Annotated in this window: 23 protein-coding genes; 20 read left to right on the top strand and 3 right to left on the bottom strand. The window is 50.3% G+C overall.

Annotation, left to right across the window (positions count from 1 at the left end; translation table 11 throughout):
- The first annotated feature begins 1 nt into the window (after position 1).
- Together ACFQ03_RS00340 and spoVM are read left to right on the top strand one after the other, a co-directional pair.
- A complete protein-coding gene (locus ACFQ03_RS00340; protein ID WP_144933540.1) occupies positions 2-274 on the top strand; it encodes a hypothetical protein in 273 nt (90 codons plus the stop codon).
- Between the two features lie 399 nt (positions 275-673).
- Positions 674-754 (top strand): stage V sporulation protein SpoVM, encoded by an 81-nt coding sequence (spoVM, locus tag ACFQ03_RS00335; RefSeq protein ID WP_010269764.1) that lies wholly within the window; start codon positions 674-676, stop codon positions 752-754.
- A 70-nt stretch (positions 755-824) separates the two neighbouring features.
- On the opposite strand, the gene rpmB is transcribed toward spoVM, so the two are convergent.
- Positions 825-1,013: a 50S ribosomal protein L28 gene (gene rpmB, locus ACFQ03_RS00330; RefSeq protein WP_144933539.1), complete on the bottom strand. Its 189-nt coding sequence runs from the start codon at positions 1,011-1,013 to the stop codon at positions 825-827.
- Positions 1,014-1,206: 193 nt separating this feature from the next.
- Here rpmB and ACFQ03_RS00325 point away from each other — a divergent pair, with 193 nt between their 5' ends.
- From ACFQ03_RS00325 to ilvN, 7 genes are all read left to right on the top strand, one after another.
- Positions 1,207-1,566, top strand: coding sequence for an Asp23/Gls24 family envelope stress response protein (locus tag ACFQ03_RS00325; protein ID WP_144933538.1), 360 nt, complete (start codon positions 1,207-1,209; stop codon positions 1,564-1,566).
- Positions 1,567-1,585: 19 nt separating this feature from the next.
- A complete protein-coding gene (locus ACFQ03_RS00320) occupies positions 1,586-3,322 on the top strand; it encodes a DAK2 domain-containing protein (RefSeq protein WP_379285370.1) in 1,737 nt (578 codons plus the stop codon).
- A 37-nt stretch (positions 3,323-3,359) separates the two neighbouring features.
- Positions 3,360-4,217 (top strand): DegV family protein, encoded by an 858-nt coding sequence (locus tag ACFQ03_RS00315; RefSeq protein ID WP_379285368.1) that lies wholly within the window; start codon positions 3,360-3,362, stop codon positions 4,215-4,217.
- Positions 4,218-4,222: 5 nt separating this feature from the next.
- Positions 4,223-6,274, top strand: a complete 2,052-nt coding sequence (gene recG, locus ACFQ03_RS00310) for an ATP-dependent DNA helicase RecG (RefSeq protein WP_379285366.1) — start codon at positions 4,223-4,225, stop codon at positions 6,272-6,274.
- Positions 6,275-6,608: 334 nt separating this feature from the next.
- Positions 6,609-6,896 (top strand): stage VI sporulation protein F, encoded by a 288-nt coding sequence (locus tag ACFQ03_RS00305; protein WP_144933534.1) that lies wholly within the window; start codon positions 6,609-6,611, stop codon positions 6,894-6,896.
- Positions 6,897-8,052: 1,156 nt separating this feature from the next.
- On the top strand, positions 8,053-9,798 hold the full coding sequence (gene ilvB / locus ACFQ03_RS00300; RefSeq protein ID WP_379285363.1) for a biosynthetic-type acetolactate synthase large subunit: 1,746 nt from the start codon (positions 8,053-8,055) through the stop codon (positions 9,796-9,798).
- Positions 9,795-10,277, top strand: coding sequence for an acetolactate synthase small subunit (ilvN, locus tag ACFQ03_RS00295; RefSeq protein WP_144933532.1), 483 nt, complete (start codon positions 9,795-9,797; stop codon positions 10,275-10,277). Before ilvB ends, ilvN begins: the two co-directional genes overlap by 4 nt.
- Positions 10,278-10,341: 64 nt before the next feature.
- On the opposite strand, the gene ACFQ03_RS00290 is transcribed toward ilvN, so the two are convergent.
- Positions 10,342-10,581, bottom strand: a complete 240-nt coding sequence (locus tag ACFQ03_RS00290) for an indolepyruvate ferredoxin oxidoreductase subunit alpha (protein ID WP_144933531.1) — start codon at positions 10,579-10,581, stop codon at positions 10,342-10,344.
- A 291-nt stretch (positions 10,582-10,872) separates the two neighbouring features.
- Between ACFQ03_RS00290 and ACFQ03_RS00285 the strand changes: the two genes are divergently transcribed.
- The 5 genes from ACFQ03_RS00285 to ACFQ03_RS00265 all read left to right on the top strand — a co-directional run bounded on the left by ACFQ03_RS00285 (position 10,873) and on the right by ACFQ03_RS00265 (position 17,616).
- Positions 10,873-12,591 carry a putative bifunctional diguanylate cyclase/phosphodiesterase gene (locus tag ACFQ03_RS00285; protein WP_379285360.1) on the top strand — a complete coding sequence of 573 codons (1,719 nt, stop codon included), beginning with the start codon at positions 10,873-10,875 and terminating at the stop codon, positions 12,589-12,591.
- A gap of 336 nt (positions 12,592-12,927) precedes the next feature.
- Positions 12,928-13,971 carry a serine hydrolase domain-containing protein gene (locus tag ACFQ03_RS00280; RefSeq protein ID WP_379285358.1) on the top strand — a complete coding sequence of 348 codons (1,044 nt, stop codon included), beginning with the start codon at positions 12,928-12,930 and terminating at the stop codon, positions 13,969-13,971.
- Positions 13,972-14,152: 181 nt separating this feature from the next.
- The gene (locus ACFQ03_RS00275) at positions 14,153-15,412 is read left to right on the top strand and encodes a DNA polymerase IV (protein ID WP_379285356.1); all 1,260 of its coding nucleotides are present in this window, start codon (positions 14,153-14,155) and stop codon (positions 15,410-15,412) included.
- A complete protein-coding gene (locus tag ACFQ03_RS00270; protein WP_379285355.1) occupies positions 15,409-15,879 on the top strand; it encodes a hypothetical protein in 471 nt (156 codons plus the stop codon). The genes ACFQ03_RS00275 and ACFQ03_RS00270 overlap by 4 nt, the downstream gene beginning before the upstream one ends.
- 249 nt (positions 15,880-16,128) lie before the next feature.
- Complete coding sequence (locus ACFQ03_RS00265; protein ID WP_144933524.1) at positions 16,129-17,616, top strand: FAD-dependent oxidoreductase; 1,488 nt, start codon at positions 16,129-16,131, stop codon at positions 17,614-17,616.
- A 173-nt stretch (positions 17,617-17,789) separates the two neighbouring features.
- On the opposite strand, the gene ACFQ03_RS00260 is transcribed toward ACFQ03_RS00265, so the two are convergent.
- Positions 17,790-18,497 (bottom strand): DNA alkylation repair protein, encoded by a 708-nt coding sequence (locus ACFQ03_RS00260; RefSeq protein WP_379285352.1) that lies wholly within the window; start codon positions 18,495-18,497, stop codon positions 17,790-17,792.
- Between the two features lie 221 nt (positions 18,498-18,718).
- On the opposite strand from ACFQ03_RS00260, the gene ACFQ03_RS00255 reads away from it, so the two are divergent.
- From ACFQ03_RS00255 to ACFQ03_RS00230, 6 genes are all read left to right on the top strand, one after another.
- Complete coding sequence (locus ACFQ03_RS00255) at positions 18,719-19,390, top strand: hypothetical protein (RefSeq protein WP_379285350.1); 672 nt, start codon at positions 18,719-18,721, stop codon at positions 19,388-19,390.
- The gene (locus tag ACFQ03_RS00250) at positions 19,371-19,895 is read left to right on the top strand and encodes an accessory gene regulator ArgB-like protein (RefSeq protein WP_379285348.1); all 525 of its coding nucleotides are present in this window, start codon (positions 19,371-19,373) and stop codon (positions 19,893-19,895) included. The genes ACFQ03_RS00255 and ACFQ03_RS00250 overlap by 20 nt, the downstream gene beginning before the upstream one ends.
- Positions 19,892-20,017, top strand: coding sequence for a hypothetical protein (locus tag ACFQ03_RS00245; RefSeq protein ID WP_379285346.1), 126 nt, complete (start codon positions 19,892-19,894; stop codon positions 20,015-20,017). The genes ACFQ03_RS00250 and ACFQ03_RS00245 overlap by 4 nt, the downstream gene beginning before the upstream one ends.
- Positions 20,018-20,039: 22 nt before the next feature.
- Entirely contained in the window at positions 20,040-20,372 is a 333-nt protein-coding gene (locus ACFQ03_RS00240; protein ID WP_144933519.1) for a LytTR family DNA-binding domain-containing protein, read from the top strand.
- A gap of 754 nt (positions 20,373-21,126) precedes the next feature.
- Positions 21,127-21,486 (top strand): hypothetical protein, encoded by a 360-nt coding sequence (locus ACFQ03_RS00235; protein WP_379285344.1) that lies wholly within the window; start codon positions 21,127-21,129, stop codon positions 21,484-21,486.
- Positions 21,487-21,784: 298 nt separating this feature from the next.
- Entirely contained in the window at positions 21,785-24,829 is a 3,045-nt protein-coding gene (locus ACFQ03_RS00230; protein ID WP_379285342.1) for a YhgE/Pip family protein, read from the top strand.
- Positions 24,830-24,898 lie beyond the last annotated feature (69 nt).

Here is a 24,898-nt window from a genome sequence, read left to right as displayed (position 1 = left end):
GATGCGAAAATTGCTGCTGTTTCTGCTCAGTCTGGCCGCCGGTTGCTTAATGTCGGTTTTTGTCTTTATGTCCGGGTTTTATAAGCATTTTTTCTCGCTCGGTGCTGTCCTGATCGGGATTTATGTCTTTAAATCCTATGAAACGAAGGGGCCGAAGATAGCCTTTATTTTGTTGACATTGGTATTTTCCTTCCTGCTGCCTCCTACCTACGTATTATTTGCTTACGCCAACGGATGGTATGTCCCGCCGCAATTTTTGGAAGGGGTTCAGTGAAACAGCAGGAATCATGAGTCGAATAGCGGAATATACTGGGTTACAGAAGCCGGGTGGCTTTTGTAACCCCTTTTTATGCCCATTCGGAAGCTAGGTTGATGGCGGGCGAAGAGGAGTCTCTATTCGGATGGCTGTAAAAAGCAAGAGTATGACCGGGGTCCCCGAAATTTGATTGACCGACGGGCTGTCGTCTATTGAATACCCGGCGAAGCCGTTATCCTCGCAGCGGGACACAAAAAAAACTGGAGCACTCAGGTTCGGCCAGGCACTTTTTGTCGTAGGCGGAATATAGTAATAGTAATGATTAGGCACAAGGAAGACGGGGATGGAAGCGGGCGGTGCCGTAAGAAGGATCGTTTCGAAGCCGTTTCGGTGACAAACTGGTTAGGAGGGGTAGGAATGAAATTTTATACGATCAAACTCCCGAAGTTTTTAGGAGGGTTTGTCAAAGCAATCCTGAATACTTTCAGCAAAAATTAATCATACCTTCTTTCGGGCGAAAAAAAAGCACCTCGTAAAAAGGTGCTTTTTGTCTATTAGAGCTTATTGATTATACGCGGGTAACTTTGCCGGATTTCAACGCGCGCGTGCTGACATAGACACGCTTCGGCTTGCCGTCCACGAGGATTCTTACTTTCTGCACGTTAACTCCCCAGGTACGTTTGGTTTTGTTATTGGCATGGGATACATGATGTCCCGATTTCGGCGATTTACCAGTAATGAAGCATTTGCGAGCCATGATTCCACCTCCTCTGACGCCTTCAAACAACGTCCACAATCATCAATCTCGTTAGATGAACATACTACAATATGATAGCATAGCAGAAAGTTGTCAGTCAACGGCAGAAAAACGCCGATTTGCATTTATTTCTTGTATTTATTATAGTACAATGAGACTTAGTCCCTAATATTTTCGGAAAAGGGTGGTTCACATGCCAATTAAAGTAGCTAACGAATACGGCAGCATTAATGTAGATGATCAAGTAATTGCCGTCATAGCGGGTTCCGCTGCTCTGGACTGCTATGGTCTCGTCGGCATGGCTTCCCGCAAGCAGTTGAAGGATGGTATCTCCGAGCTGTTGGGCCAGGAGAATTTAAGTCGAGGCGTGGAAGTGAGACGGGATCAGGACGAACTGCAAATTGACTTGTACATTATTGTCAGCTATGGAACTAAAATATCGGAAGTCGCTCATAACGTCCAGAACCGGGTGAAGTATGTGCTGAACGATATTGTGGGGCTTCAGGTTAATCATATTAATATATTTGTACAGGGAGTTCGTGTAACCCGCTAGCCCAGGAAGGAGAATTTGTTTGAGTAAGCGCTTTAATTTTCTAGACGGTGCGGATTTTATTCATATGATGAGGTCCGGAGCTGCGCGGCTGCAGAGCAATGTCAGCACGGTAAACGCACTCAATGTATTTCCTGTGCCGGACGGCGATACCGGCACCAATATGAATTTAACGATGTCATCGGGCATCGAAGAGCTGCAGAGAAGGAAGAGCGATCAGGTCGGTAAATCAGCCGAGGCCCTTTCCAAAGGCTTGCTGATGGGGGCGCGCGGGAATTCCGGCGTCATCCTCTCCCAGCTTTTTCGCGGATTCGGCAAGTCGGTTCACGATCTGGACACGGTTAACGCACAGCAGTTCGCCCAAGCTCTCCAGCAAGGGGTGGATACCGCTTATCAGGCGGTGGTCAAGCCTGTGGAAGGCACGGTCCTGACCGTAGCCCGTGAAGCAGCCAAACATGCCTTGTCTTATGCACGGAGGACCGATGATCTGGCAGATTTGATGCGAGAAGTGCTGAACAAGGCGGAGGAGACGCTGAACCGGACTCCGGACATGCTCCCGGTGCTTAAACAGGTGGGAGTTGTAGATGCCGGGGGCAAAGGTCTCGTTTTGATCTATGAGGGAATGCTTGCCGCTCTTACCGGGGATTTCGATTACGATGCGGAACCCGAAGCGAGGGACAAGGCTGTTCAGCCTGCAGGCCAATCGCTGCACGAGGCGGCTAATGCCCAGTCGAAGCTGGCCACGGAAGACATTGAGTTTGGTTACTGTACCGAATTCATGGTCAATCTTGTGCCGGGGAAGGTTCCCGGGTATCAGTTTGAGGAGAGCAAATTCCGCCGGGATCTGGAGAAATTCGGGGATTCCCTGCTCGTTGTGGCCGATGACGATCTGGTCAAAATTCATATTCATGCCGAATATCCGGGAGAAGTAATGAATTACGCCATGAATTACGGCGATCTGACCCGGATTAAAATTGAGAATATGCGCGAACAGCATTCCCATCTCCTTCACGCTGACGAATCCGACACGACCTATGCTTCGCCTAAAGCCGAAGAAGAGGAGAGACCCGCGGAAGAAGAAGTGGAGGCGGAAGAGCTCCGTCCATACGGTTTCGTCGCCGTATCCGTTGGGCAAGGAATATCCGACATCTTCGAAAGCTTGGGGGCGGATGAGATTATTGCCGGCGGCCAGACGATGAATCCGAGTACGGAGGATATCGTTCAAGCTATCCGGAAGGTGCCGGCGGAGACGGTATTTATTCTGCCCAACAATTCCAATATTGTGATGGCTGCCCAGCAGGCCAGAGACCTGGTGGAGGACAAGCAAGTCGTTGTGATACCATCGAAGACGATTCCGCAGGGAATGGCTGCGATGCTGGCCTTCCAGGAAAGAGCCGATGCCGATTCGAACGCGGCGGCGATGGAAGATGCCTTGAGCCGGGTCCGCTCAGGCCAGGTAACCCATGCGGTGCGTAATTCCTCCATAGACGGAATGGAGATTAACGAAGGGGATTTCCTCGGTATTCTCGATGGCAGAATTGTCAGCTCCAAGCCCGATCTGCTGGAAACCTGCAAGCAGCTGTTGGACGAGATGCTTAGCGAGGATGGAGAAATCGTCACGCTGTTGGCCGGAGAAGAGGCAACGGACGATTTGACATCCGCCATTCAAGCTTACTTGGAGGAAGCCTACCCGGAGGTGGAGATTGAAATTCATTCCGGGGGACAGCCGCTCTATTTCTATTTATTTTCCGTAGAGTAATGAACGTTTGATATCGATAAATGGGAAGGTGAACGGATTGAGTAAAGTTCGCATCGTAACAGACAGCACCGCGGATATTCCCGTCGAGGAGCGGGAGAGACTCGGAATAGAAATGGTGCCTCTCAAAGTGCATTTCGGGAATGAAACCTATGTGGATGCGGTGACGATCCAATCGCAGCAGTTTTATGAATTGCTGGCCCAATCGAATACCCTGCCTACGACTTCCCAGCCTTCGCCCGTCGATTTTCTCGACATGTACAAGAAAATATTGGCAGAAGACCCCGAAGCGCAAATTATTTCCATTCATCTGTCTTCCGCAATGAGCGGAACCTACCAGTCTGCGGTTCTGGCCAAGTCTCTGCTGGAGGAGCAGGCGGATATTACGATTATCGATTCGAAGTCCGCGTCCTACGGGTTCGGTCTGCTTGCTGTGGCGGCGGCAGAAGCGGCTCAGGCCGGCAAGAGCAAGGAGGACTGCCTGGAGTTAATCCGCAAGACGCGGGAAGGCACTGGCTTGTTCTTCCTGGTCGATACGCTGGAATATTTGCAGAAGGGCGGCCGAATCGGGAAAGCGGCGGCATTCCTGGGATCACTGTTAAATATCAAGCCGATTCTGTCGATCGATGATGAAGGAGAGGTTACTTCCATCGAGAAGGCCAGAGGACAGAAGAAGGCGATGGCCCGGATTATCGAACTGCTGAAGGAAAACGGATTTGCCGGGAAGGACGTGCGGGCGATTATTGCTCATGCCAACTCCCTGCCGGCGGCCGAGGAGTTGAGCTCGCTCATTCAAAGCCACTTCCAAGTGAAGCATTTGTCCTATACGTCGATTGGACCGGTCATTGGCACGCATGCGGGTCCGGGGACGGTAGCGGTATTCATGCTGCCGGTGTAGCCGTTATGGATCTCAGGGAATTGGCTGTCCGTCAAGTACGCGGAGTAGGTCCCCGCAAAGCGGAAGACCTTAAGGCGCTTGGCATAGAGTCAGCATACGACCTTCTGGAATATTTTCCTTATCGCTATGAAGATTACCATATCCGGGATTTAGCCGGTGTCAAGGACGGCGAGAAGATTACGATTGAGGGAACGGTATATGGGGTTCCCCTGGTACAGATGTACGGCCGCAAGAAGTCCCGCCTGGCCTGTAAAGTGTTGGTCGATCAGGTGGTGATTACGGCGGTCTGGTTTAACAGGCATTTTATCAAGGATCAACTGACGTCCGGTACGAGGATTGTTCTCACCGGCAAGTGGGAGCAGGCCAGGCTGCAGATAACCGTTTCGGAGCACGAATTCCCAGATCGGGGCGGAGCTTCGCGAACAGGTACGCTGCAGCCTGTTTATTCGGTGGCCGGGCCAATCACCCAGAATTGGCTGCGCAAAGCTATCCGTCAAGTCTTAGCGGAATATGGGCAGTGGGTGGAGGAGATTTTGCCGGAGGAACTGGTTGCCCGCTATCGATTCATATCCCGGCGTGAGGCCTTCTCTCTTATCCACCAGCCGAAGGATTGGGAGGAGGGCAGGAAGGCGCGGAGACGGATCGTATATGAGGAATTGTTTCTTTTTCAGTTGAAAATGCAAGCTTTCCGTGCCTTGAACCGGGGTAAATCCGATGGGATCGCCCATCCGGTAGATTCCCAGGCGGTGAAGCAGTTCGTCCGCTCTCTACCCTTCGTGCTTACCGATTCTCAGAAAACGGTAGTTGCCGAAATCCTGCAGGACCTTAAACAACCCTATGCGATGAATCGGCTTCTTCAGGGAGATGTCGGCTCGGGTAAAACGGTAGTGGCGGCTGTCGCCCTGTTTGCCGTGGTGAAGGCGGGGGCTCAGGGTGCGCTGATGGTGCCGACGGAAATCCTGGCCGAACAGCATAAGCGGTCGCTGGAGAAGATGTTCGCCTCATACGGCATAGAGGTTACGCTGCTTACAGGAAGCCTTACTGAGAAGCAGCGGCGGGAAGCACTGGCCTCCATACAGATGGGGCTGACCGACATTGTCGTCGGCACCCATGCGCTGATTCAGGAGGACGTTGTGTTTCGCCGTCTCGGATTGGTGATTACCGACGAGCAACACCGGTTCGGGGTCAACCAGCGGAGCATACTGCGCCGCAAGGGGCTTAACCCCGATGTTCTTACGATGACGGCAACTCCCATCCCGCGCACGCTGGCGATTACTGCCTTTGGCGATATGGATGTATCTACGCTCAAGGAGCTGCCCAAAGGCCGCAAGCCGATCAAAACCTACTCCGTACCCCACGATATGCTGGAGCGCGTGCTGCGCTTTATCCGGAAAGAAGCGGCCGCGGGCCGTCAGGCCTACGTCATCTGTCCATTAATCGAAGAATCGGACAAGCTAGACGTGCAGAATGCGATTGATGTTCACGCACAGCTTACTTATCATTTTCCCGATTTGTCGGTTGGACTTCTGCACGGCAGAATGTCCAACCAGGAGAAGGAACAGGTGATGGCTGAATTCAGCGATAACCGGATTCAGGTGCTGGTATCTACGACGGTCGTAGAGGTTGGGGTCGACGTCCCTAATGCCACCCTTATGGTGGTATACGATGCGGTCAGGTTCGGATTGTCCCAGCTTCACCAGCTCCGCGGCCGGGTCGGGCGGGGCGAGCATCAGTCTTATTGCATACTGATTGCCGATCCGAAGAACGAGGTCAGCCGGGAACGGCTCAAGGTCATGACGGAGACTAACGATGGTTTCGAAATCGCGCGCCGGGATTTGGAAATTAGAGGGCCGGGCGATTTCTTCGGAACGAAACAAAGCGGCCTGCCTGAATTTAAGGTGGCGGATCTGATGAGCGACTACGAAATTCTGGAGTATGCGCGAGAAGATGCGGCCAAGCTTGTCGCCCAGTCGGAGTTCTGGACGGCTGCGCGTTACTTGCCGCTTCGCGATTACTTGCAGCGGGAGCAGGTCTTTGGCGGCCGCCCGTTCGATTAGAAGGGCGGGTTCGATAGAAGGTACGGCTCCCTGCTCTAAATATAGGCCGAATCTGTTTTTTCGGCCGAAGCTAATATGCGTCAATTTTAACGGACACCAATGCACTTATTCGGGTCAAAACAAGCGAAATGAGCTTGGCCGGCCAAAGAATAAAGTTATTGGTGTCCGTTGTCGTTGCACGTTTGTTTATGGTAATGATATAAGGTCCATCTTCCTTAGCCGGTCGAAAAACGGGAGTGCGGGCGAAGAATGACGAAGAAGTTAGCGGGTAACAGGCACATTCGGCGGAAAACCGACATAGAATAGAGAATGACTTTTCTGTGGAGGGGAGAAGATGAGCTACCAGCAATATGGCATTGACCGGGAATTGGTGGAACGCGTCAAGATGAAGATGAAAAATCCGTTGGTCAAGGAGCGCGTTAAAGCCGTGCTCCATGGAGTTAATAAACATGATCTTCAAGACCGTGCGAAGGTCAGAGGGCTGCTGAGCCGGATTGCCAAGGTGTTAGGCGAAAATTTGTCCGAGAAACAATCCAGTCAAATTGTTAATTTTGTCCTGGCGCAGAAAATAGATCCCAACAACACCTTTCATTTAATCAAATTATGGGGGATGTTTCGTTAACCATCTTTGCGAAATGAATAGGATTGACGAATTAAGGGAATTTTCTTATAATAGCTTTATTCATTCATATTGACAGCTATGAAGAGGTTATAGTGTTAAAGGCTCTTATGTTGCCAGAGAGCGGTGGAACGGCTGAAACCACTGCCATAATCCTTTAGACGATGTCGCCTCGGAGCTTTCCTTCCGAAACGAAGTGCAGTAGGAAGGAACGATTGGCACCCGTTATCGTGCATCGGTAGAAGCTTAAACCGGGTTAACCTCCGGGAGCAGCTTCGACCTGTCGAGTCCGGCATCGCAAGATGACGGTGAATTCGGGTGGTACCACGGAAGAGAGCCCCTTTCGTCCCGCTGCGCTTGAATAAGCGTGCGGACGGAAGGGTTTTTTTATTCATTTAGAATTTGTAATTCCATTCCGGGGGCTCCCTGCAATATAGGGATTAAACCACTTTCGAAGTAAAGTCAGAAGGAGCGGCCGAAGGTTAGACGGCGGCCCTGTCAGTTGTCGGACGGAATAAGCTTAGATGGCCATATGTCACATTGTGAGGGGCTTTATTTCGATCCGGACAGAGGAATAGCAGAACAAGCTGTGAAGAGGATAAAGTCGCAGAGGCTCTTATGTACAGAGAGCGGCGGAGAAGCTGAGACCGCGCCATAATCCTTTACGACGATGTCACCTCGGAGCTTCATGCCCGAAGGTAGTAGGGCAAGACGGTTGGCACCCGTTACCGTGCCGGGTTGGAATCTTCATTCCTGTCGTGACGTCCGGCAGGGGCTGATTCCAACCCTTGGAGGCCGGAACTTGCGAAAGTGCCGGTAAATCCGGGTGGTACCACGGAAGCGAGCAATCCTTTCGTCCCGCAGCGCTTTAGAGCGCGGGGACGGAAGGTTTTTTTATATATTTGGAAAGTCGGCAAGAGCGGCAGCGCTCAGAGGAAGATTTAGACGTATTAAAGCGGGAACAAATTCCTGCGATTATACATCTATCTTGAATCGATCCCGAGCGCTCCAGTGAAAAGTCTGGGATAATACAGCAATTTCCGTATCAAGCCACCCTTTCGCCTCTCGGCACAACGTCCCACATTTAACCGACAGGTCGTGTATGTTTGTGGGGGCATTTTATCGATAAAAAACAGTATGAATGAGGAGGATGAGTTTCATGAGTATCGTTTATTCCGAGGCAGGCTCGACAGCGGATCTCCGCAACCGGCTGCTGCAGCCCGACCGTATTTCCGGTTCTGAAATTTTGTTAAGGTCTTTATTGCTTGAAGGGGTCGAGTGCGTATTCGGCTATCCCGGGGGCAACGTTCTCTACATTTATGATGCCATGCACGGCAATCCGGATTTCAAGCATCTGCTGACGCGGCATGAGCAAGGAGCGATCCATGCGGCTGACGGTTATGCCCGTTCCACCGGCAAGGTGGGCGTCTGCATCGCCACTTCGGGCCCCGGGGCGACCAACCTGGTCACGGGAATCGCTACGGCCTATATGGACTCCGTTCCTCTGGTAGTTATAACGGGTAATGTTCCGAGTCCGCTGATCGGTTCGGATGCGTTTCAGGAGGCGGACATAACGGGTATTACGATGCCTATTACGAAGCACAGCTATTTCGTCCGGAACGTTGAGGACCTGGCCCGGACGGTCCGGGAAGCCTTCTACATTGCCAATACAGGACGGAAGGGACCGGTGCTCATTGATATTCCCAAGGACGTATCCGCCGCTCTTGCCGAATTTGTCTATCCCGAGACGGTCAGCATCCGCGGTTATCGGCCGGTTGCAGAAGCGGACGAGGCCCAGATCGATGCATTGCTGGATGCCATTGAACAGGCGGAGCGCCCGGTCATTCTCGCGGGCGGAGGGGTAGTATACGCCGACGCCTCCGCCGAGCTGCTGGAATTCGTCAGCCGGACGGAGATTCCGGTGACGACGACGCTTCTGGGCTTGGGAGGCTTCCCGAGCGGGCATGAGCTGTCGATGGGAATGCCCGGGATGCATGGGACTTACACCGCCAATATGGCAATGACGGAGGCCGATTTGATCATTTCGATCGGAGCCCGGTTCGACGACCGGGTAACGATGAAATTGGACGGGTTCGCACCACACGCAGCGATTGCCCATATCGATATTGATCCGGCTGAAATCGGCAAGAATGTAAAGACGCAGTATCCGGTGGTCGGCGACATTAAGGCCGTATTGAACCTAGCGAACCGGAAGGCGAAGCGGGCGGCAAGAGCGGAATCGTGGCTCCGCCGCATCCAGCAGATGAAGATCGAATATCCTCTCGTCTACAAAGATTCGGAGCAAGAACTGAAGCCTCAATATGTGATTCAAATGATTGGGGAAATGACCGGAGGAGAAGCGATTGTCACAACCGATGTTGGACAGCACCAAATGTGGGCCGCTCAATATTTCCCGTTTCGGAGAGCTCGCTCACAGATTACATCCGGAGGCCTTGGAACTATGGGATTTGGCCTGCCTTCGGCCATGGGGGCCCAGATCGGTAATCCGGATAAACTGGTCATCTCCATCAACGGAGATGGAGGAATGCAGATGTGTGCCCAGGAGCTGGCAGTCTGCGCGATTCATCAGATCCCTGTTAAAATTGTCGTTATTAACAATGGGGTGCTGGGAATGATCCGGCAATGGCAGGAAATCGTATATGAAGGCCGGTTAAGCCATTGCGATCTGGCAGGAAGTCCGGACTTCGTCAAGCTGGCGGAAGCTTACGGGATCAAGGGACTGCGGGCGACAAGCAAGGAGGAAGCGCGGAGGGCATGGCAGGAAGCGATGGAAATCCCGGGGCCGGTGCTCATTGACTTTGTTGTCTCCCAGGAAGAATTCGTATTCCCGATGGTTCCTCAGGGCAAAGCCATTAACGAAATGATATTGGGGGGAGAACAGTGAACAAGCATACGGTATCCATTCTAGTCAATGATTTGCCAGGGGTACTGCAGCGCGTGGCCGGACTGTTCGGGCGCAGAGGTTTTAACATCGAGAGCATTACCGTAGGCACATCCGAAGAGCCCGGTTTGTCGCGGATGATTGTGGTGACCACAGGGGATGAACGGACGCTGGAGCAAATCAGGCAGCAGCTGCTGAAGCTGATTGACGTCCTGGAAGTAAGGCTGCTTAGCGCGAAGCCGATGGTGTCGCGGGAGCTCGCTCTTCTCAAAGTGAACGTGCAGCCGGCTGACCGTCCGGAGATCCTCGGGGTTGTCGAGACGTTCCGCGGTTCCGTTATCGACGTATCATCGGATACGATGGTTATCGAGATAGTGGGAGATGCGGACAAAGTCCAGGCGATGACGGAGCTAATGAGGCCATATGGCATTGTCGAGCTGACCTGTACCGGAGCGACCGCCATATCCAGAGGAACGCATTAACGGGTAAGATGACAAACTGCACAGACTTGTGAATCTGTGCAGTTTGTTTATGTGTACGATGCTATTAATTATTTTGAAAAAATAGTCGGTTTTTCTCGATGAATTCCTTCTCGTCATCCGGTACATCATCTTCATGGAAAATAGCGGCTACTGGGCAAACGGCTTCACAAGCACCGCATTCGATACAGGTATCCGGATCAATGTAGTATTGATCTTCGCCTTCATGAATGCAGTCTACCGGACAGGATGTCACGCAGTCTGCGGCTTTTTCTCCGATACATGGAGAGGTGATAACGAAAGCCAATGTAATAACCTCCTCTTTTTAAAAAATGGTAAGTAGTATTAGCTATAAGAGAACCAGCGGTTAACTGGTAATCTCTGATTTTGCCTTACGTGTTTATTATCACTTTTTTTATATAACAAATCAACAGATTCATGGAGAAAGTATAAAGTCTTCGTAATATCCTTTAAAATCTATAAGAAAAAAGGGGGTATATTATTTTTTTGCATCGAAACCAATTAAAGCTTTGCTGCGTATATAAAGGGAGATGAAGGGAATGCCCGTTCCCTGAAGCAGGTTAGGGGGGAGGAACTCATGAACAGTCAAGAGAATCAGAAGGACTATCAATTTGAATTAAAAAGAACGGTCAAAGAGCTGCAGGATATTAAATATGCTCTGGATCAATCGTCTATTCTGGCGGTGACCGACCGGAAGGGCAAAATTATTTCGGTGAACGATCAATTTTGCCTGATTTCCAAGTACTCTAAAGAGGAACTGCTTGGACAAGACCATCGGATAGTTAATTCGGGGTATCACCCCAAGGAGTTCTTCACTAAGCTGTGGAGGACGATCCGCAGCGGTCGGGTATGGCATGGAGAAATTTGCAACCGGGCCAAGGATGGCAGCCTATACTGGGTAAAGACAACAATTGTTCCTCTGCTTGATGACAAAGGCATTCCCTATCAGTTTATCGCTATCCGAAACGAAATAAGTGAATTGAAGCATGCTCAAGAGACGATCCGGCATATGGCGTATCATGATTCGCTTACTAATCTGCCTAACCGAAGAATGTTTCAGGAGCGTCTGACCGAGGAGATCGATAAGGCTAAAGAACAGGACCAGAAATTGGCTCTCTTGTTTTTGGATATAGACCGGTTCAAAACCTTGAACGACAGCTTGGGGCATACCGTAGGAGACATGCTGTTAATCGAAGTCGCAGAGCGGCTGGAGACGCTGTCTTTTGTCCGTTCGCGGCTGTTTCGTTGGGGCGGGGATGAGTTCACTATTTTGCTTCCGGTGCACAATAATGATGAGGCGCTACAGAAGAGCGCCGATATTTTGAGGCTGTTTGAAGGGAGTTTTATTATTCAGGGCCACGAATTTTTCGTGACGGTCAGCCTCGGCGTCAGTTTCTATCCGGATCATGGCGATGATATGGACTCACTGGTGCGGCATGCGGACGTTGCTATGTACCGGGCGAAGGAGTATGGCGAAAGCATGGTGACCGTTTACCAGACTGCCATGAATAAGGACTACGCATCCCTGCTGCTGATGGAAACGAAGCTGCGCAAAGCTATCGAGTCCGAAGGCCTGGAGCTCCATTATCAGCCGAAGATGGACATGCTGCAGGAGAATATCTACAGCATGGAGGTTCTTGTACGCTGGACCGATCCCGAGCTCGGCTCCATTCCTCCCAGCCAGTTTATTCCTTTGGCGGAGGAGCGGGGACTAATCTCCATTCTGGGCTATTGGACACTGGAGGCAGCCTGTCGCCAGAACAAGCAATGGCAGGAAGCGGGATTTCCGCCGATGCGTGTGGCGGTGAACATTTCCGCAATCCATTTCCAGCAAGCCGGTTTTGCCCGAAAAGTGAAGGAAATTCTGGAGGAAACCGGGCTTGAGCCGAAGTATTTGGAGCTGGAAATTACGGAAAACATTATGCTGCGGAATACGAAGCATTCCCTGGATGTGCTCAAGGAGCTCAAGCAGCTCGGTATATCGATTTCCATTGATGATTTCGGGACAGGCTACTCCTCATTAGGGTATTTGCGCCGTTTCCCGATTGATACGCTGAAAATTGATCAATCCTTCATCCAGTCACTGGGAGAAGAGAATAATGCGGCGATCATCAAGGCGATCATCTATATGGCACATGCCTTGAATTTGCGGGTGATTGCGGAAGGCGTAGAGGAGGAGGAGCAGCTTAAGTTTCTAACCAGGCATCATTGTGACGAGGTTCAAGGATATTTGATCGGCAAGCCGCTACCCGCGGTGGAATTTGCCCGATACATGCAATTGAAGGTGACCTCCTGACTATAGAAGCAGGATGAAATATACAAGTGCGGAGTTTCCGATGCAGAGGAAACTCCGCCTTCTGTTTATGGGAGCAGCCCGTCGTAAAAAAGCATTTAAAAAGGAAAACCATTTGTTTTCAGCGGAAGCAATTTTTGATAAAATGAAAAATGTAATAATTTACCTGTCCAACGATAAAGCATCACAGAAAGCCAACCCCTCGTTAAAGAGCGGCAAGAACCGGCGACTGTGCAGGTCTTTGCAGGGATTTTGATTAAAATGAGCCACAAAGACATGCGAATGTGCAGGTAAATCCGGGACCCGTTGTCGGACAAACTCATAGGGGAGGAACAATGGATGACCATGACATTAACGGATATGGACCTGGCCAAATTTAATGCTCATATTGAAAGCCTGGTTGCCGAGGATCAATTCTCGGGGGCGGTATTGGTGGCAAAGCATGGGGAAACGGTTTACAAAAATGCTTTCGGCCTGGCGAACAAGGGATACGGCATTCCCAACCGAACGGATACCAAATTTAATCTCGGCTCGGTGAACAAGATGTTTACTGCCGTTGCCATCCTGAGGCTGGCTGAAGACGGCCTGCTGCATGTCCATGATTTGATTGGAAAATATTTGCCTCATTTTCCGCCGGAGCCGGCTAACAAAATTACTATCCACCATCTGCTGACGCATACGTCGGGAACCGGACTTTACTGGAATGATAAATATGAGGCCAGCTTCACGAAACTCAAAACCGTGGAGGATTACCTTCCGCTTTTTATCGAAGATCCTCTGTTGTTCGAACCGGGCACCCAATGGTTTTATAGTAATTCAGGGTATATCATTCTGGGTGCCATCATTGAGTCGGTTTCAGGGAAGGATTACTTTACATTTGTCAAAGAAAACGTTTATGGACCGGCCAATATGCCCGATACAGATTGTTATGATCTGGAGTACGATGTCCCCAATCTGGCTGCGGGTTATACTCGCGAAGGAACGAAGGAGGGGGAGCCTCGGCGCAATAACTGGTTCCTCCATGCCGTTAAGGGAGGCCCGGCCGGCGGGGGATATTCTACTGTGGAGGATTTGCTGCGGTTCGACATCGCCCTTCGCGGGAATAAGCTGCTGAGCCCGGAATGGACCGCTCTGGCCATAACAGACAAATTTCAGTCTTACGGACCGGATATGAAGAAGCACTATGGGTATGGCTTTATGGATATCCGGAAGCACGGAGAGCGGATCGTCGGTCATAACGGCGGATTTCCCGGTGTTAGCGCGCTTTTGAACATGTATATGCTTAGCGGTTATACATTGGTGATTTTATCCAACTACGATGCTCAGGGCACCATCGGAATCCACCGCAAATTCGAGGATTTGTTGTTTGGGAATAATGAATAGATGAGCCGGTCCACCCTAACGGAAAACGCTAACCAGAAATGGGATTAGCGTTTTTTTGGTTTTCCAGTTATTCTCATTGCATCACGAACATACATTCTGTATATAATAAGAATATATGTTCTTATTCGGAGGGTGCGTGAGAGGCGATCTCCGAATCGTGACTTTATAGGAGTGAAATGTCATGTATCAAGAGCGAACCATTATGTTAGTTGACGGACAGTCCTTCTATGCCTCGATTGAAAAAGCAGCCCGACCAGACTTAAAGGATAAGCCGGTAGCCGTAGGCGATCCCTCCAGAAAATCGGGTATCATATTGGCTGCCTGCCCGGTCGCCAAAGCACGCGGCGTGACGACAGCCGAAAGAGTGGGCGAGGCGCTTGCGAAATGTTCCGATTTGGTCGTCATACGGCCCCGAATGCAGACCTATATCACGGTGTCCCTGCTCATTACCGAGATTTTCGAATCATTTACAGATCAAGTCGAACCTTATTCGATCGATGAACAGTTTCTCGATGTTACGGGCTCTATCGGTTATTTCGGGGCTCCGGAGGAGATCGCCCGCCAGATTCAAACGCGCGTTCTGCTGTCGACAGGGGTCTGGACCCGTTGTGGAATCGGACCAACAAAAGTGTTGGCGAAGATGGCTGTTGATAATTTTGCCAAAAAGATGCCCGAAGGTATCTTCAAACTTGATTTCGACAATTTGGAATCAGTATTATGGCCGCTGCCGGTACATCAAATGTTTATGGTTGCCTCCCGGATGACTCGCCATTTTACGCGCATGGGTCTCTACACGATTGGCGACATTGCGCGTCAGGAACTGGGTGTCTTTAAACGGCGCATGCGTCAAGAGATGGGCAAGCAAAGCGATATACAGGCGGAATATTATTGGCAAACGGCACGTGGAATAGACCCTAGCCCTGTCGTGGCGAGTATTCGCAATAAATTAAAATCGGTTAGTCACGGCAAGACGCTCAGAAGTAGCCTTTATCGGAAGCTTGAAGATATTGAAGTAGTACTGCTCGAGTTGGTGGTGGAAGTCTGCCGCCGCAGCAGGAGACTGGGTTACATCGGGCGAGTTGTATCCGTGGGAGCCATGGAAACAGACGGCCAGAGGTCGGCATCGTTTAATAGACAGGTAACCCTTCCGCAGCCGACCTCCCTTTCGCATGAAGTCGCTGCTGCAGCTCTTGGAATTTTCCATAAACATTGGAGCGGCATGCCTGTTAGCCACCTGAATATTGCACTGACGGAGTTGACCGACGATAACGTCATTCAGCTCACTTTTTTCGAGGACCGGATCAAGGCATACAATCTGGAGAGAGCAACGGATGAAATCAAGGATAGATACGGCAGTGCTGCTATTATGCGGGTATCTTCATTATTACGGTCCGGAGTGGCCCGTGAGAGGGCGGAACAGATTGGAGGCCATTACAAATGAGCAAACTGGACGGCAATGAACGATGGAAGTCCAAAATGCTGCTCACTGAGCATCAAGAACAATACGAAAATCGCCGCGAAAAGAACTCCCGTAAACAACCTACAGAGGAGGAGTTCAAAATGATCCGGGACTACATCCTGCTGCCTTACATGTTAAGCATGGTGCAGAAGAGCATCGAAGATATAGAGAATCATTCCAACCTTTTAAAGCAGCTTTATTTGACAGCAGGCCGGGCACTCATGAATCAAATAAGTACGGATTTGTACAGTCTGCGCCGTGAGTTGTCCAAGCGCAATATTAAAATCATTAGTGATGAACAGGCAGATATGGTCATATATCACCGTTTTATTTGCAGAGGATACGAGGATCGCTTTGGAATGGTCCGGGATGTTATGCGTGCGGAAATTAGCATCCGCCTGTCAAAGTATATCAAGGAACTAGTTGGTCGAATGAATGCAGACCAATGAACTTTGGATATCCGGGCGTCATATAGGTTGGCGATTTGTTGTTCAGCCTTGGGAAAGGGTCTATGGGGATCGGATCGGTTTCCCGTCTGTTGTTTCCGCTCCCTTCTGCTAACGGAAGAGAGCGGCATTTTTTTCTCCAGGAATCTTTACTCGCCCAGGCCGGATCGTTCGCTGGAAATCAGGCGCCGGATTTGCTATCCTTTTGCATAGTTGTACCAAGAGAGAGTGAACAGGGAGAGGGGATTTGGAGTGAAACGTGTCGTGTGGCTGTTGTCGCTTGTCGTACTGCTTGTTGCCGGTTGTGAAGGAGAGAAGAAGCCTGGGGGCAAAGACCGGGGCTCGGACCCGGATATCGTGCTGATCGGTTCCGAAATAGAAGGGATGTATCTGGCCCGGGCGGCTGCGGATGAAGGGCTTAACGTGATGGTTCTCGATCCGCGGAAGCAGCCGGGCGGACAGCTGATTCAGGGAGAGATGCTGTATTTGGACGAGCCCTTCGATGATGCCGGCCAATCGCTGCTGCAAGGGCGCGTCAAGGAGCTCTTTGACCGTTATAAACAAGGGGAAATCCGCAAGAAAGAAGAGTTCGTGGACTATTTCCAATCGATTGCCGAAGGGATACCGATCGAATCGGGAATCCAGATTGTGAAAATCGATAGCGAGCCGGATGCCCATTCCAAGCAAACAATCAAATCGCTCACCTATCGGACTGCAGGAGGGGAAGAGAGGACGGTGTCTGCCAAGTATTGGGTGGAGAATACGGATTTCGGCGCCCTGTCCAGCCGATTGGAGACGACGCGGATTCCAGGAATCGAGACGGTGTTCGGCGGGGAAGCGACGGATTATATGGCCGCATCCATCATGATGAAATTCCGCCAGGTGGATTGGGAGAAGTTTGCCGGAGAAATAAATAGTCTGAGCCAGGATAAGAAGGAAGAAATTTACGGTTCGAACACCTATCTCACCGGTACGTTTGCTTACGGATTCGGAAATATTGGGAAAAGCTACTCATCCAGCCAGAAGGATGTGTTCCTGCGCGGATTAAACATCATTAATCAGCGGGATGGGGAAGCGCTGATTAACGCCCTTCTTGTTTTCAATGTGGATCCGTCCGATGATCGGCGGATTCAGGAGGCGCTGGAAGCCGGGAAGACCGAAACGGACCGGGTGGTCAAGCACCTGCGGCAGCAGCTGCCGGGATGGGAGAAGGCCGAGGTCAATGGCTATCCCGATTACCTCTATATTCGTGATTCGACCCGCTACGAAACGGAATATGTTCTGCAGGCGACGGATCTGTTGGGCGGAGCCATGTTTTGGGATAACGTAAGCATAGCGGGCTATCCGATTGATCTTCAGGGCAACCAGGCGAATCCATGGGGGACAAGCACGGGCAAGCCCGATAAATATGGGATGCCGCTGCGGGCATTCCAGTTAAAAGGCTATTCCAACGTGCTCACGGCCGGGAAGAATGTCGGGGCATCCGCAGTAGCTTATGGAAGCGCCCGAATCCAGCCGAATACTTCGCTGGCCGGGGAAGTGATCGGGATTATTCTCGGCCAGATCGACGGCAAGAGCGAACTGGCAGAGCTTTCGGAGAAGGACATGGAGAAGCTTCATCAATATATCAAGAAGAATTATGATATTACCTTAAGCGGAGTGCAGGCCAAAAATAAAATCGGCCGCTATTCGGAGGAGCAGCTCGAACTGATTAACAGAGGAAAATTGGCGGTGGAGTAACGGCCGCTGCAATCTTATGTAAAATAAGATTTGGAGGATCTTGCCGATGCCTCGGCTGGGGATGACACGCTCGCAGAACAGTCACCCTGGCCGGCAACCGGATGATCGAGCAATTTGATAAAGGCCGGCCGACCGTTTAAGGTTGGCTGGCCTTCCTTTGAGCAAAGTCCCGTTTAACAGATACAGGTTTTTTTCTTGACTCCGATCCTTCCCTTGGCTTTCACCTTTTCGATATAATCCGCAGCCAAAGGCACTTTACACGCGGTCTGTCCGACATCGACATGAACCTTCCCTATGTTCCCGGAGACCTCCAGAGCCTCTTCATGAAGCCCCACCACAAAGCTTCCGACGGCAATGACAAAGTTGTTCATCGTATATCGGACACGGTTCCTTTCCTGATGAATCGTCTTCTCCACCTGCTTTAATAGACGGCGGATTTCAGCGAAATCAAGCTGTTCGTCAGGAGTAACGGACAAGTAGGACGTATAGGTGCTCCAGCCGCAGGAGGCGACGGTTTCCTCCGTTGACGCCATCCATTCCCTGGCCAGATCCAGCGCATAATGGCTCTCGGCAGCCACGTTGGCCACCGTGCATTCGGCAAGCATATGCCAGTATGCTCGCTCTACCCAATTTTGCAGCTGTTCCCGGGTCATGGCTTTCGGATCGACGGAAAGCCCTGCGAGATACATAGCATCATGATTTCCGGTATCGTATAGGGCCAAGGCCAGAGCCTGATCTTTCTTCACCTGCTTGACCAACGGCTTTAAATCTCCTATTTTAACGCCGAAGAGAGGTTCCTTCGCCCCATGCCGGGAGAATGTCTTCTTGGTTTGCTCGGTTCCGAGAAGCTTGAGCTGATCCATAACTTCATCCAAAGTCATCTTTTTACCCGCTTTCTATCCATTCCATAGACGGTTTTTATAGGAAAATCGTCACTCCATAGCATAATAGGATTATACTACTAACCGAAATGTCGGAAAAGAGGCAGAAAAAGGCGGTTTTACACTGAAAGAACGGGAAAGGCTATTGTAGAAACATCTTCCATCTAGTATATTGGATATAGAAAAAAGTCGAACTTTGTCGGCAGCGGGAGTGTTTCGGATTGATGGACTTATGGCTGTACATCGGTTTCTCTATGCTAGAAAATTATGCCATGTTTTATCTGATTTTTAAACTGTTTAAAATTGATTTATTCCCTAAAGAAATGATTTTTGCGAGTCTCATCATGTCCTTCATTTCTTACGTGTTGAGAACAGTCTACGAGCTTCCGCAAGTGGATGTTGTCGTGCAAGTTCTTCTCATGTTTTCTTTTATATGGCTGCTCTTTAAAATTCATGTTTTTTATACCGCGATTTTGACGGGAATGGCGTATCAGGCCTATATGCTGATTCAAACGCTCTATTATTTCATTATGGATAATGCCGGATTGTTTGATGGCGACCTTCCTTATATTTTGAGCATCAGCACGTTCGTCTTGCAGGCGCTTTCTGCGGCCACGGCCATCGGAACAGGTTATTTCCTATCGGCAAAGCGCAAGGGCTTCGATTTCGTGCCGGACAAGCCCAATGGGAAAATTGCAGTTAAGACGTGGGAAAAGGTTTTATTAATACTGAACATTCCTTCCGTCCTGATCGTTCTGTTGACGATGTATTTTGCCAACTACCTATCGGGTTTGTTTTTTCTAGTGCCAACTGCCAATGCAGTCATTCTATATGGGTACTTATACGTTTCTTACAAAAAGGATAGAGGCGAAGATGAACACTTTAGCATATAGAATTGCCGTGGCGATCAAGAAGGCCGATCCGGACCGCACTCACTCCATTGAGGTCATGCAGTATTCGCTGGCTATTTTGCTTAATACCGGATTGATTGTCGCTGCTTCGTTGTTTATCGGATGGTCTACCGGCGAGTTGGCATCTACACTGCTGGTCCTGATCGGTTTAGGCGGTCTAAGAATGGCGTCGGGCGGCACCCACTTCAAGTCGGTGTGGGCCTGCAATATCGTCTCGGTGCTGCTGTGTGCCGGAATTCCGCATGTGCCCGTCTATCCGGAAACGCTGCTCTTCCTGATTAATCTCACGAATCTGACCGTTATGATCGCTTTTGCCCCGCGTCCGGATGCTAACGTCGCTATTCCCGCCAAGATGTACCCTTTATTAAAATGGACTTCCATAGGTTTGGTCAGCTCCAACTTCATTATTGGCTCGCATGTTATTGGATTGGCCTTTCTGGTTCAGTCCTTAACAGTTATACCATGGAGAAAGGGGGGAACGCTATGAGACAAATCGTAGCCCGGTGCGCGTCTTCCGTCCTGGCTTCTTGCGCAGTCGTATTTGCAGCAATCCTTAAACCGATGTTTCACAGCCCGCAAGCGCCTAAAGAGCTTATGAAAAAGCAGTAAAGGATAGTAAGGTGGGGAGTACATGCGTGTTCTGAAAAATGACGGTTCTTCTTGTGAAATCCAGGAGGAAGAAATATTGTATTTCTCCAATCATAAAAATACAATATACGTCCATACTAAAGAAGGCGAATTTGTCGTCCCCACCACTCTCTCCGATCTTTATGCCGCCTATCATTCGAGCGGTTTTGAGAGATTGGATCGCTCCAACGTCGTTAATCTCAAGAATGTGTCCGGTTACGATTCCGAGCGAAAGATCGTCAGCTTCGAGGGAGCCGGCACCTTCGCAACCGTTTCCGAATCGAATGAAAAGCGGATCAAAAGATATATGGAGGAAAACAAGAAGAGCTCGACCTGAAACAGGTCGGGCTCTTTTTTAACCACATTAAAAAGTATAAGTTTCGAGAGCTTATTTAGTTCCTTATTTAAAACCGAACGTTTTGGCGGATAGCTCTTCTTTCAATCAAGGGGCTGCCCCAAAATCCAGTTTGCGATTTTTCAGCACCGCTAGCACCGGAATTTTCCCCCTATTCTAAAGCGATAATGCACGTCTTTTTGGAGAAAAGTCGCCACATACCTGATTCTAAAGCGATAATGCAGGTCTTTGGAGCGATTTTTTGCGAAATGGCCCCATTTTTTGAAAAAGACCTGCACATTTGAGCGTCTTTCGCCTTCTTTTTGGAAAAGGGCACGATTTTAATGTATTTTTGCTCGTCTTTGCGATGTCTTTACCGACCCGGATGCGATGTTGGTTTTCCCTCAGGTCTCCTTTAAAACCGGGTTATTCGTCTTCGAAGAGGCTCCGTTAGGAGCTTTTTTTACCACAATAGAATTTATAAGTTATGCGTCCTGAATAACTTCAAATTCTATTTGGCGATAAAAACATCCTTTAAACGCGGTCGCTCATCCATGAAATACTCCGATAGGAGTTTTTCTCATTGGCGCTATTCGATCCTTTTCCGAAAGCAAAGGAAATATTATTGCATATTTTCCACAATATGTAAAGCTTTTTTTGGAGCGCGAAACGGTAAAGACGGGACGGTGGGCTCATGTTATGCTAGGACTAAAGTAAAAGATATCAGAAAGAAATTTCCCGAAGGGAGAGGGGTTAAGTGTCTGGTGGAAAGCATGTTCAGACGCCGGATAACGAGAGAGAGACCGCAGGGAACGTCGGGGAGGAAGACATCATGACCGATGTTGCCGAAGCCTCCAAGAAAACCATACAAGCATCTTGGAAAAATATAACGAATCATTTCCATGCCGTTAAGTCATATGATTGGGTGGAGGTCATCAGGAATCACTATAATCGTTCTCCAAGGCCATCGGCTTTGGAAACGCTGGACAGCAAAGAATTGGTGAATATTTACCGGCAAGCTGTGGCAGCCAACACGTCCAAGGAATTTATCGAATTGATTGTGGACACGCTGCGCGGAAGGAACGTAGACGTCGTTAAAGTGATGAACAGCCGGTAGCTTGGTACGAAGCCACCATCCCAATAAGGATAAGCGGCACGAAAACGAATGCCGCCCACGCGCCGCTTTTGCCGCGCTATTTTTTTTTTGCGAAATTTGTCTAAAAAACAGCTTTCGGTCCGATTATTCTCCTTTACCAGAGGGTTTTCTCCCTATTCGGCTCGTTGCGTTCTGGAAATCTATCAGGTACTATATTTTAATATTAACAGACGGGAGACTCGGCTCGTATGAACTTCGCGGATGGAGAGACGGAGCATTGTACGGCCAATAGAGAGAGAAAAATGGGAGATTGGACAATATGAAAAACATTTTTAAAATTTTCGGTACAGATTTAAGAAATATAGCAAGGAATCCGGCAGCTTTGATCGTCATAGCTGCTGTTGTCTTTTTACCGTCACTGTACGCCTGGTTTAACATTATTTCCTCGTGGGACCCTTACTCCAATACGAAGGACGTCCCCATTGCCGTTTCCAATATGGACCGCGGGACGACGCTGGAAGGCAAGGAACTGCGGGTTGGCGATGAAATTATTAAATCGCTGGAGGAAAATGATAAGCTGGGCTGGGTATTCGTAGACGAGCAAGAGGCGCTGCGCGGGGTGGAGCAAGGCGATTACTATGCCGGAATCGTCATCCCGGAAGATTTCTCGGAGAAGATTACATCCGTCTTGACGAGCAACCCGGAGAAGCCGGAATTGGATTATTATATTAATGAAAAAATAAATGCCATTGCGCCCAAGGTGACATCGGCCGGCGCATCCGGCATTGTCGAGAACGTCAGCAGCCACTTCGTCAAGGTGGCCAATGGCGCGATATTCAAAGCCTTTAACGAGATGGGTATAGAAATCGAACAAAATCTTCCTGCCATGGAGCGGATGAAGAAGCTGGTCTTCCAGCTCGAGGCCGATTTGCCGGAAATCGAGCGGATGATCCAGCTTGCGCAGACGGATCTGGACAAGGCCGAGCTTATCGTGGGCAAGGTGGATGAAGGGCTGGGCAAAGTTAAGGAGATAGGGCAGCATGCCGAGACGCTGGGCCAGCAATTCGAGCAATTGCTTTACGAAGGGGACAGTGTCATAAGGGGATATGCCCCGGCTATTCAGGCCGATCTGCAGACGCTTCAGGAGGTTGCCCACATGACGGGCGAGCTGACGGATGTGCTGATCGCTTCGGATATCAACGCGGATACCCTATTAAGCGGATTAGGGCAGGCCATGGAGCTTATCGATAAAGGTTCGGCCGGGTTGGAAAGGCTGACGGATGTGTTGAAATCGATCGATACTCTGGTGACGGAGGAAGGAAAGCTGCAGGAGGCTATCCAGGCGCTGATCACGGCCCATGACCGGCTGGGGCAATTAAAGAATGCCATGGCTGCCGCAGTCCGTGTGCTTGATCAGGGAGAAGAACCGGCACGGGAGCTGATTCAACGAATCCATGACCTTGCCGGGGAAGCAGATCGTCTGATCGGCCAGCTTATTCAGCTTCACGACAATCAAATTCTTCCCGCTCTGCAGGAAGCTGTCGAGAAGGCAAAGCAGGGAGCGCCGAAGCTTAAAGAAGGGCTTACTCAACTGCAGGGGAAGGTTCAGGCGGGCGAGCAGGCGGTGGAGAAGCTGCTGGATATGCCGTTCGATGCCGAACGTGCCAAACAAGATTTGGAGAAGGTCACCTCATGGGTCGATGCCGGCCTTACGGTAACAGGGCGATTAATCAACGGGCTGGAGCGGCTTGACGCATTGACGGGCAAAGACCTTCTGCAGCATCCCGTTACGGTGCTTAAGGAAGTCCAGAAGCGTCTGGAGAATACGAAAGAAAGACTGGATCAAGCGCTGCAATTGATCGAGAACGGACAGCAGCCCGCGAAGGAGCTGCTGGAGGATATCACAGGGCTGCTCAAGGAGACGGATCGCCTGCTTGGGGAGGTAATTCAAGCCTATGACCCCGTTGTCATTCCGGCATTGCAGGAGGCGTTGAACCGAGCGGCGGAGCTTGACAAGCAAGTAAGGGCGGAGATGGATAAGCTGCAGGAAGCAGCGCGGAAGACCGTCGCCCTGACGGACAAGATTCTGTCTGTAGATACCGGCAAGGTGAGAACGAAGCTGCTGGAAGGGATGGCCCGAATCGACCGCGGCCAGGCCGCTATAGGCCGTCTGATCGGTGCGTTGGATCAAGCCCAGACAGCCGTGAAGGATGGGGCGCTGCGCGATGCTGCAGAACGGCTGGAAGCCATACAGGGGCGCCTCCATACATTGAAGGAAGTGCTGGCCAAGGCTTATGAGGCGGTAGAGGAAGGCGGAGAGCCTGCAGCGGAGCTCGTTCAACGTGTCAACGAGCTGTCCAAGCAAATCGATCAATCGGTCGGGGAGCTGTTGGAGCTGTACGAGACCAAGCTCGCTCCGGCTTTCGATGAGGCGTCTGCGGCTGCACAGCAAACGGTGCGCAAGGCCAACAACGTTATTCACGAAGCCAATGAGGCACTGCCGGATATTGAGAACCTTCTGTTGAAGGCCGGTGAGGGAGTCGAATTGGGGCAGAAGGAAATTGCTCAAATTCGCGATAAGTTTCCCGCCGCCCAAACCAAGCTGAAGGAGATTGCCGACCGGATCCGCGATTTTGAGAAGAACGGGACACTCGATCAGATCATGGACCTGTTAAGCCTGGATGCCGACAAGGAGAGCGACTTCTTCTCCCATCCGATTAAGCTTGAGGAGCACAAGCTGTTCCCGATTCCTAACTATGGTTCGGCCATGTCACCGTTTTTCACTACCTTGTCATTATGGGTCGGCGCTCTGCTGCTCGTCTCGCTGTTAAGGGCCGATGTGGAGAACAAGCAGGACTATAAGAGCTACGAGGTTTATTTCGGCCGTTTCTTCACCTTCCTGACATTGGGGCTGGGGCAGTCGCTTATCGTTACGCTGGGGGATATCTTCCTGCTGAAAACCTATGTAGTCGACAAGGTCTGGTTTGTATTGTTCGGGCTGTTGATTAGCGCAGTATTCGTAATGATCGTCTATACGCTTGTTTCCGTATTCGGCAATGTGGGCAAAGCTTTGTCGATCATTCTGCTGGTGCTTCAACTGTCCGGTTCCGGGGGAACATTCCCGATCCAGATGGCACCGGAATTCTTCCAGAAAATTCATCCGTTCCTGCCCTTCACGCATGCTATCACCATAATGCGGGAGGCGGTGGGCGGATTGTTGTGGAGCGTCGCCGGGAAGCATGCGCTTATTCTATTCATTTATGTAGGAATCGCATTTCTAATGGGCGTCGCCCTGAAGAAAACATTTAACAAATCGAGCGACAAATTTTTGGAGAAAGCCAAAGAAAGCAAGCTGATTCTATAACGGATAAACGGCCGCCGTATCGTCGACAGAGATAATCTCGACGGAAATACGGCGGCCGTTCTTTATTGT

This window comes from Paenibacillus residui (assembly GCF_042677205.1).
Lineage (GTDB): Bacteria > Bacillota > Bacilli > Paenibacillales > NBRC-103111 > Paenibacillus_L > Paenibacillus_L residui.
The sequence above is the reverse complement of the archived record's forward strand: the minus strand, read 5'-3'. Positions and strand labels throughout refer to the sequence as shown.

Coding starts and splice junctions, on each gene's coding strand:
- ACFQ03_RS00340 (WP_144933540.1), top strand. CDS start 2: ATGCGAAAATTGCTGCTGTTTCTGCTCAGTCTGGCCGCCGGTTGCTTA.
- spoVM (WP_010269764.1), top strand. CDS start 674: ATGAAATTTTATACGATCAAACTCCCGAAGTTTTTAGGAGGGTTTGTC.
- rpmB (WP_144933539.1), bottom strand. CDS start 1,013: ATGGCTCGCAAATGCTTCATTACTGGTAAATCGCCGAAATCGGGACAT.
- ACFQ03_RS00325 (WP_144933538.1), top strand. CDS start 1,207: ATGCCAATTAAAGTAGCTAACGAATACGGCAGCATTAATGTAGATGAT.
- recG (WP_379285366.1), top strand. CDS start 4,223: ATGGATCTCAGGGAATTGGCTGTCCGTCAAGTACGCGGAGTAGGTCCC.
- ACFQ03_RS00305 (WP_144933534.1), top strand. CDS start 6,609: ATGAGCTACCAGCAATATGGCATTGACCGGGAATTGGTGGAACGCGTC.
- ilvB (WP_379285363.1), top strand. CDS start 8,053: ATGAGTATCGTTTATTCCGAGGCAGGCTCGACAGCGGATCTCCGCAAC.
- ACFQ03_RS00285 (WP_379285360.1), top strand. CDS start 10,873: ATGAACAGTCAAGAGAATCAGAAGGACTATCAATTTGAATTAAAAAGA.
- ACFQ03_RS00280 (WP_379285358.1), top strand. CDS start 12,928: ATGACCATGACATTAACGGATATGGACCTGGCCAAATTTAATGCTCAT.
- ACFQ03_RS00275 (WP_379285356.1), top strand. CDS start 14,153: ATGTATCAAGAGCGAACCATTATGTTAGTTGACGGACAGTCCTTCTAT.
- ACFQ03_RS00270 (WP_379285355.1), top strand. CDS start 15,409: ATGAGCAAACTGGACGGCAATGAACGATGGAAGTCCAAAATGCTGCTC.
- ACFQ03_RS00260 (WP_379285352.1), bottom strand. CDS start 18,497: ATGACTTTGGATGAAGTTATGGATCAGCTCAAGCTTCTCGGAACCGAG.
- ACFQ03_RS00250 (WP_379285348.1), top strand. CDS start 19,371: ATGAACACTTTAGCATATAGAATTGCCGTGGCGATCAAGAAGGCCGAT.
- ACFQ03_RS00245 (WP_379285346.1), top strand. CDS start 19,892: ATGAGACAAATCGTAGCCCGGTGCGCGTCTTCCGTCCTGGCTTCTTGC.
- ACFQ03_RS00240 (WP_144933519.1), top strand. CDS start 20,040: ATGCGTGTTCTGAAAAATGACGGTTCTTCTTGTGAAATCCAGGAGGAA.
- ACFQ03_RS00230 (WP_379285342.1), top strand. CDS start 21,785: ATGAAAAACATTTTTAAAATTTTCGGTACAGATTTAAGAAATATAGCA.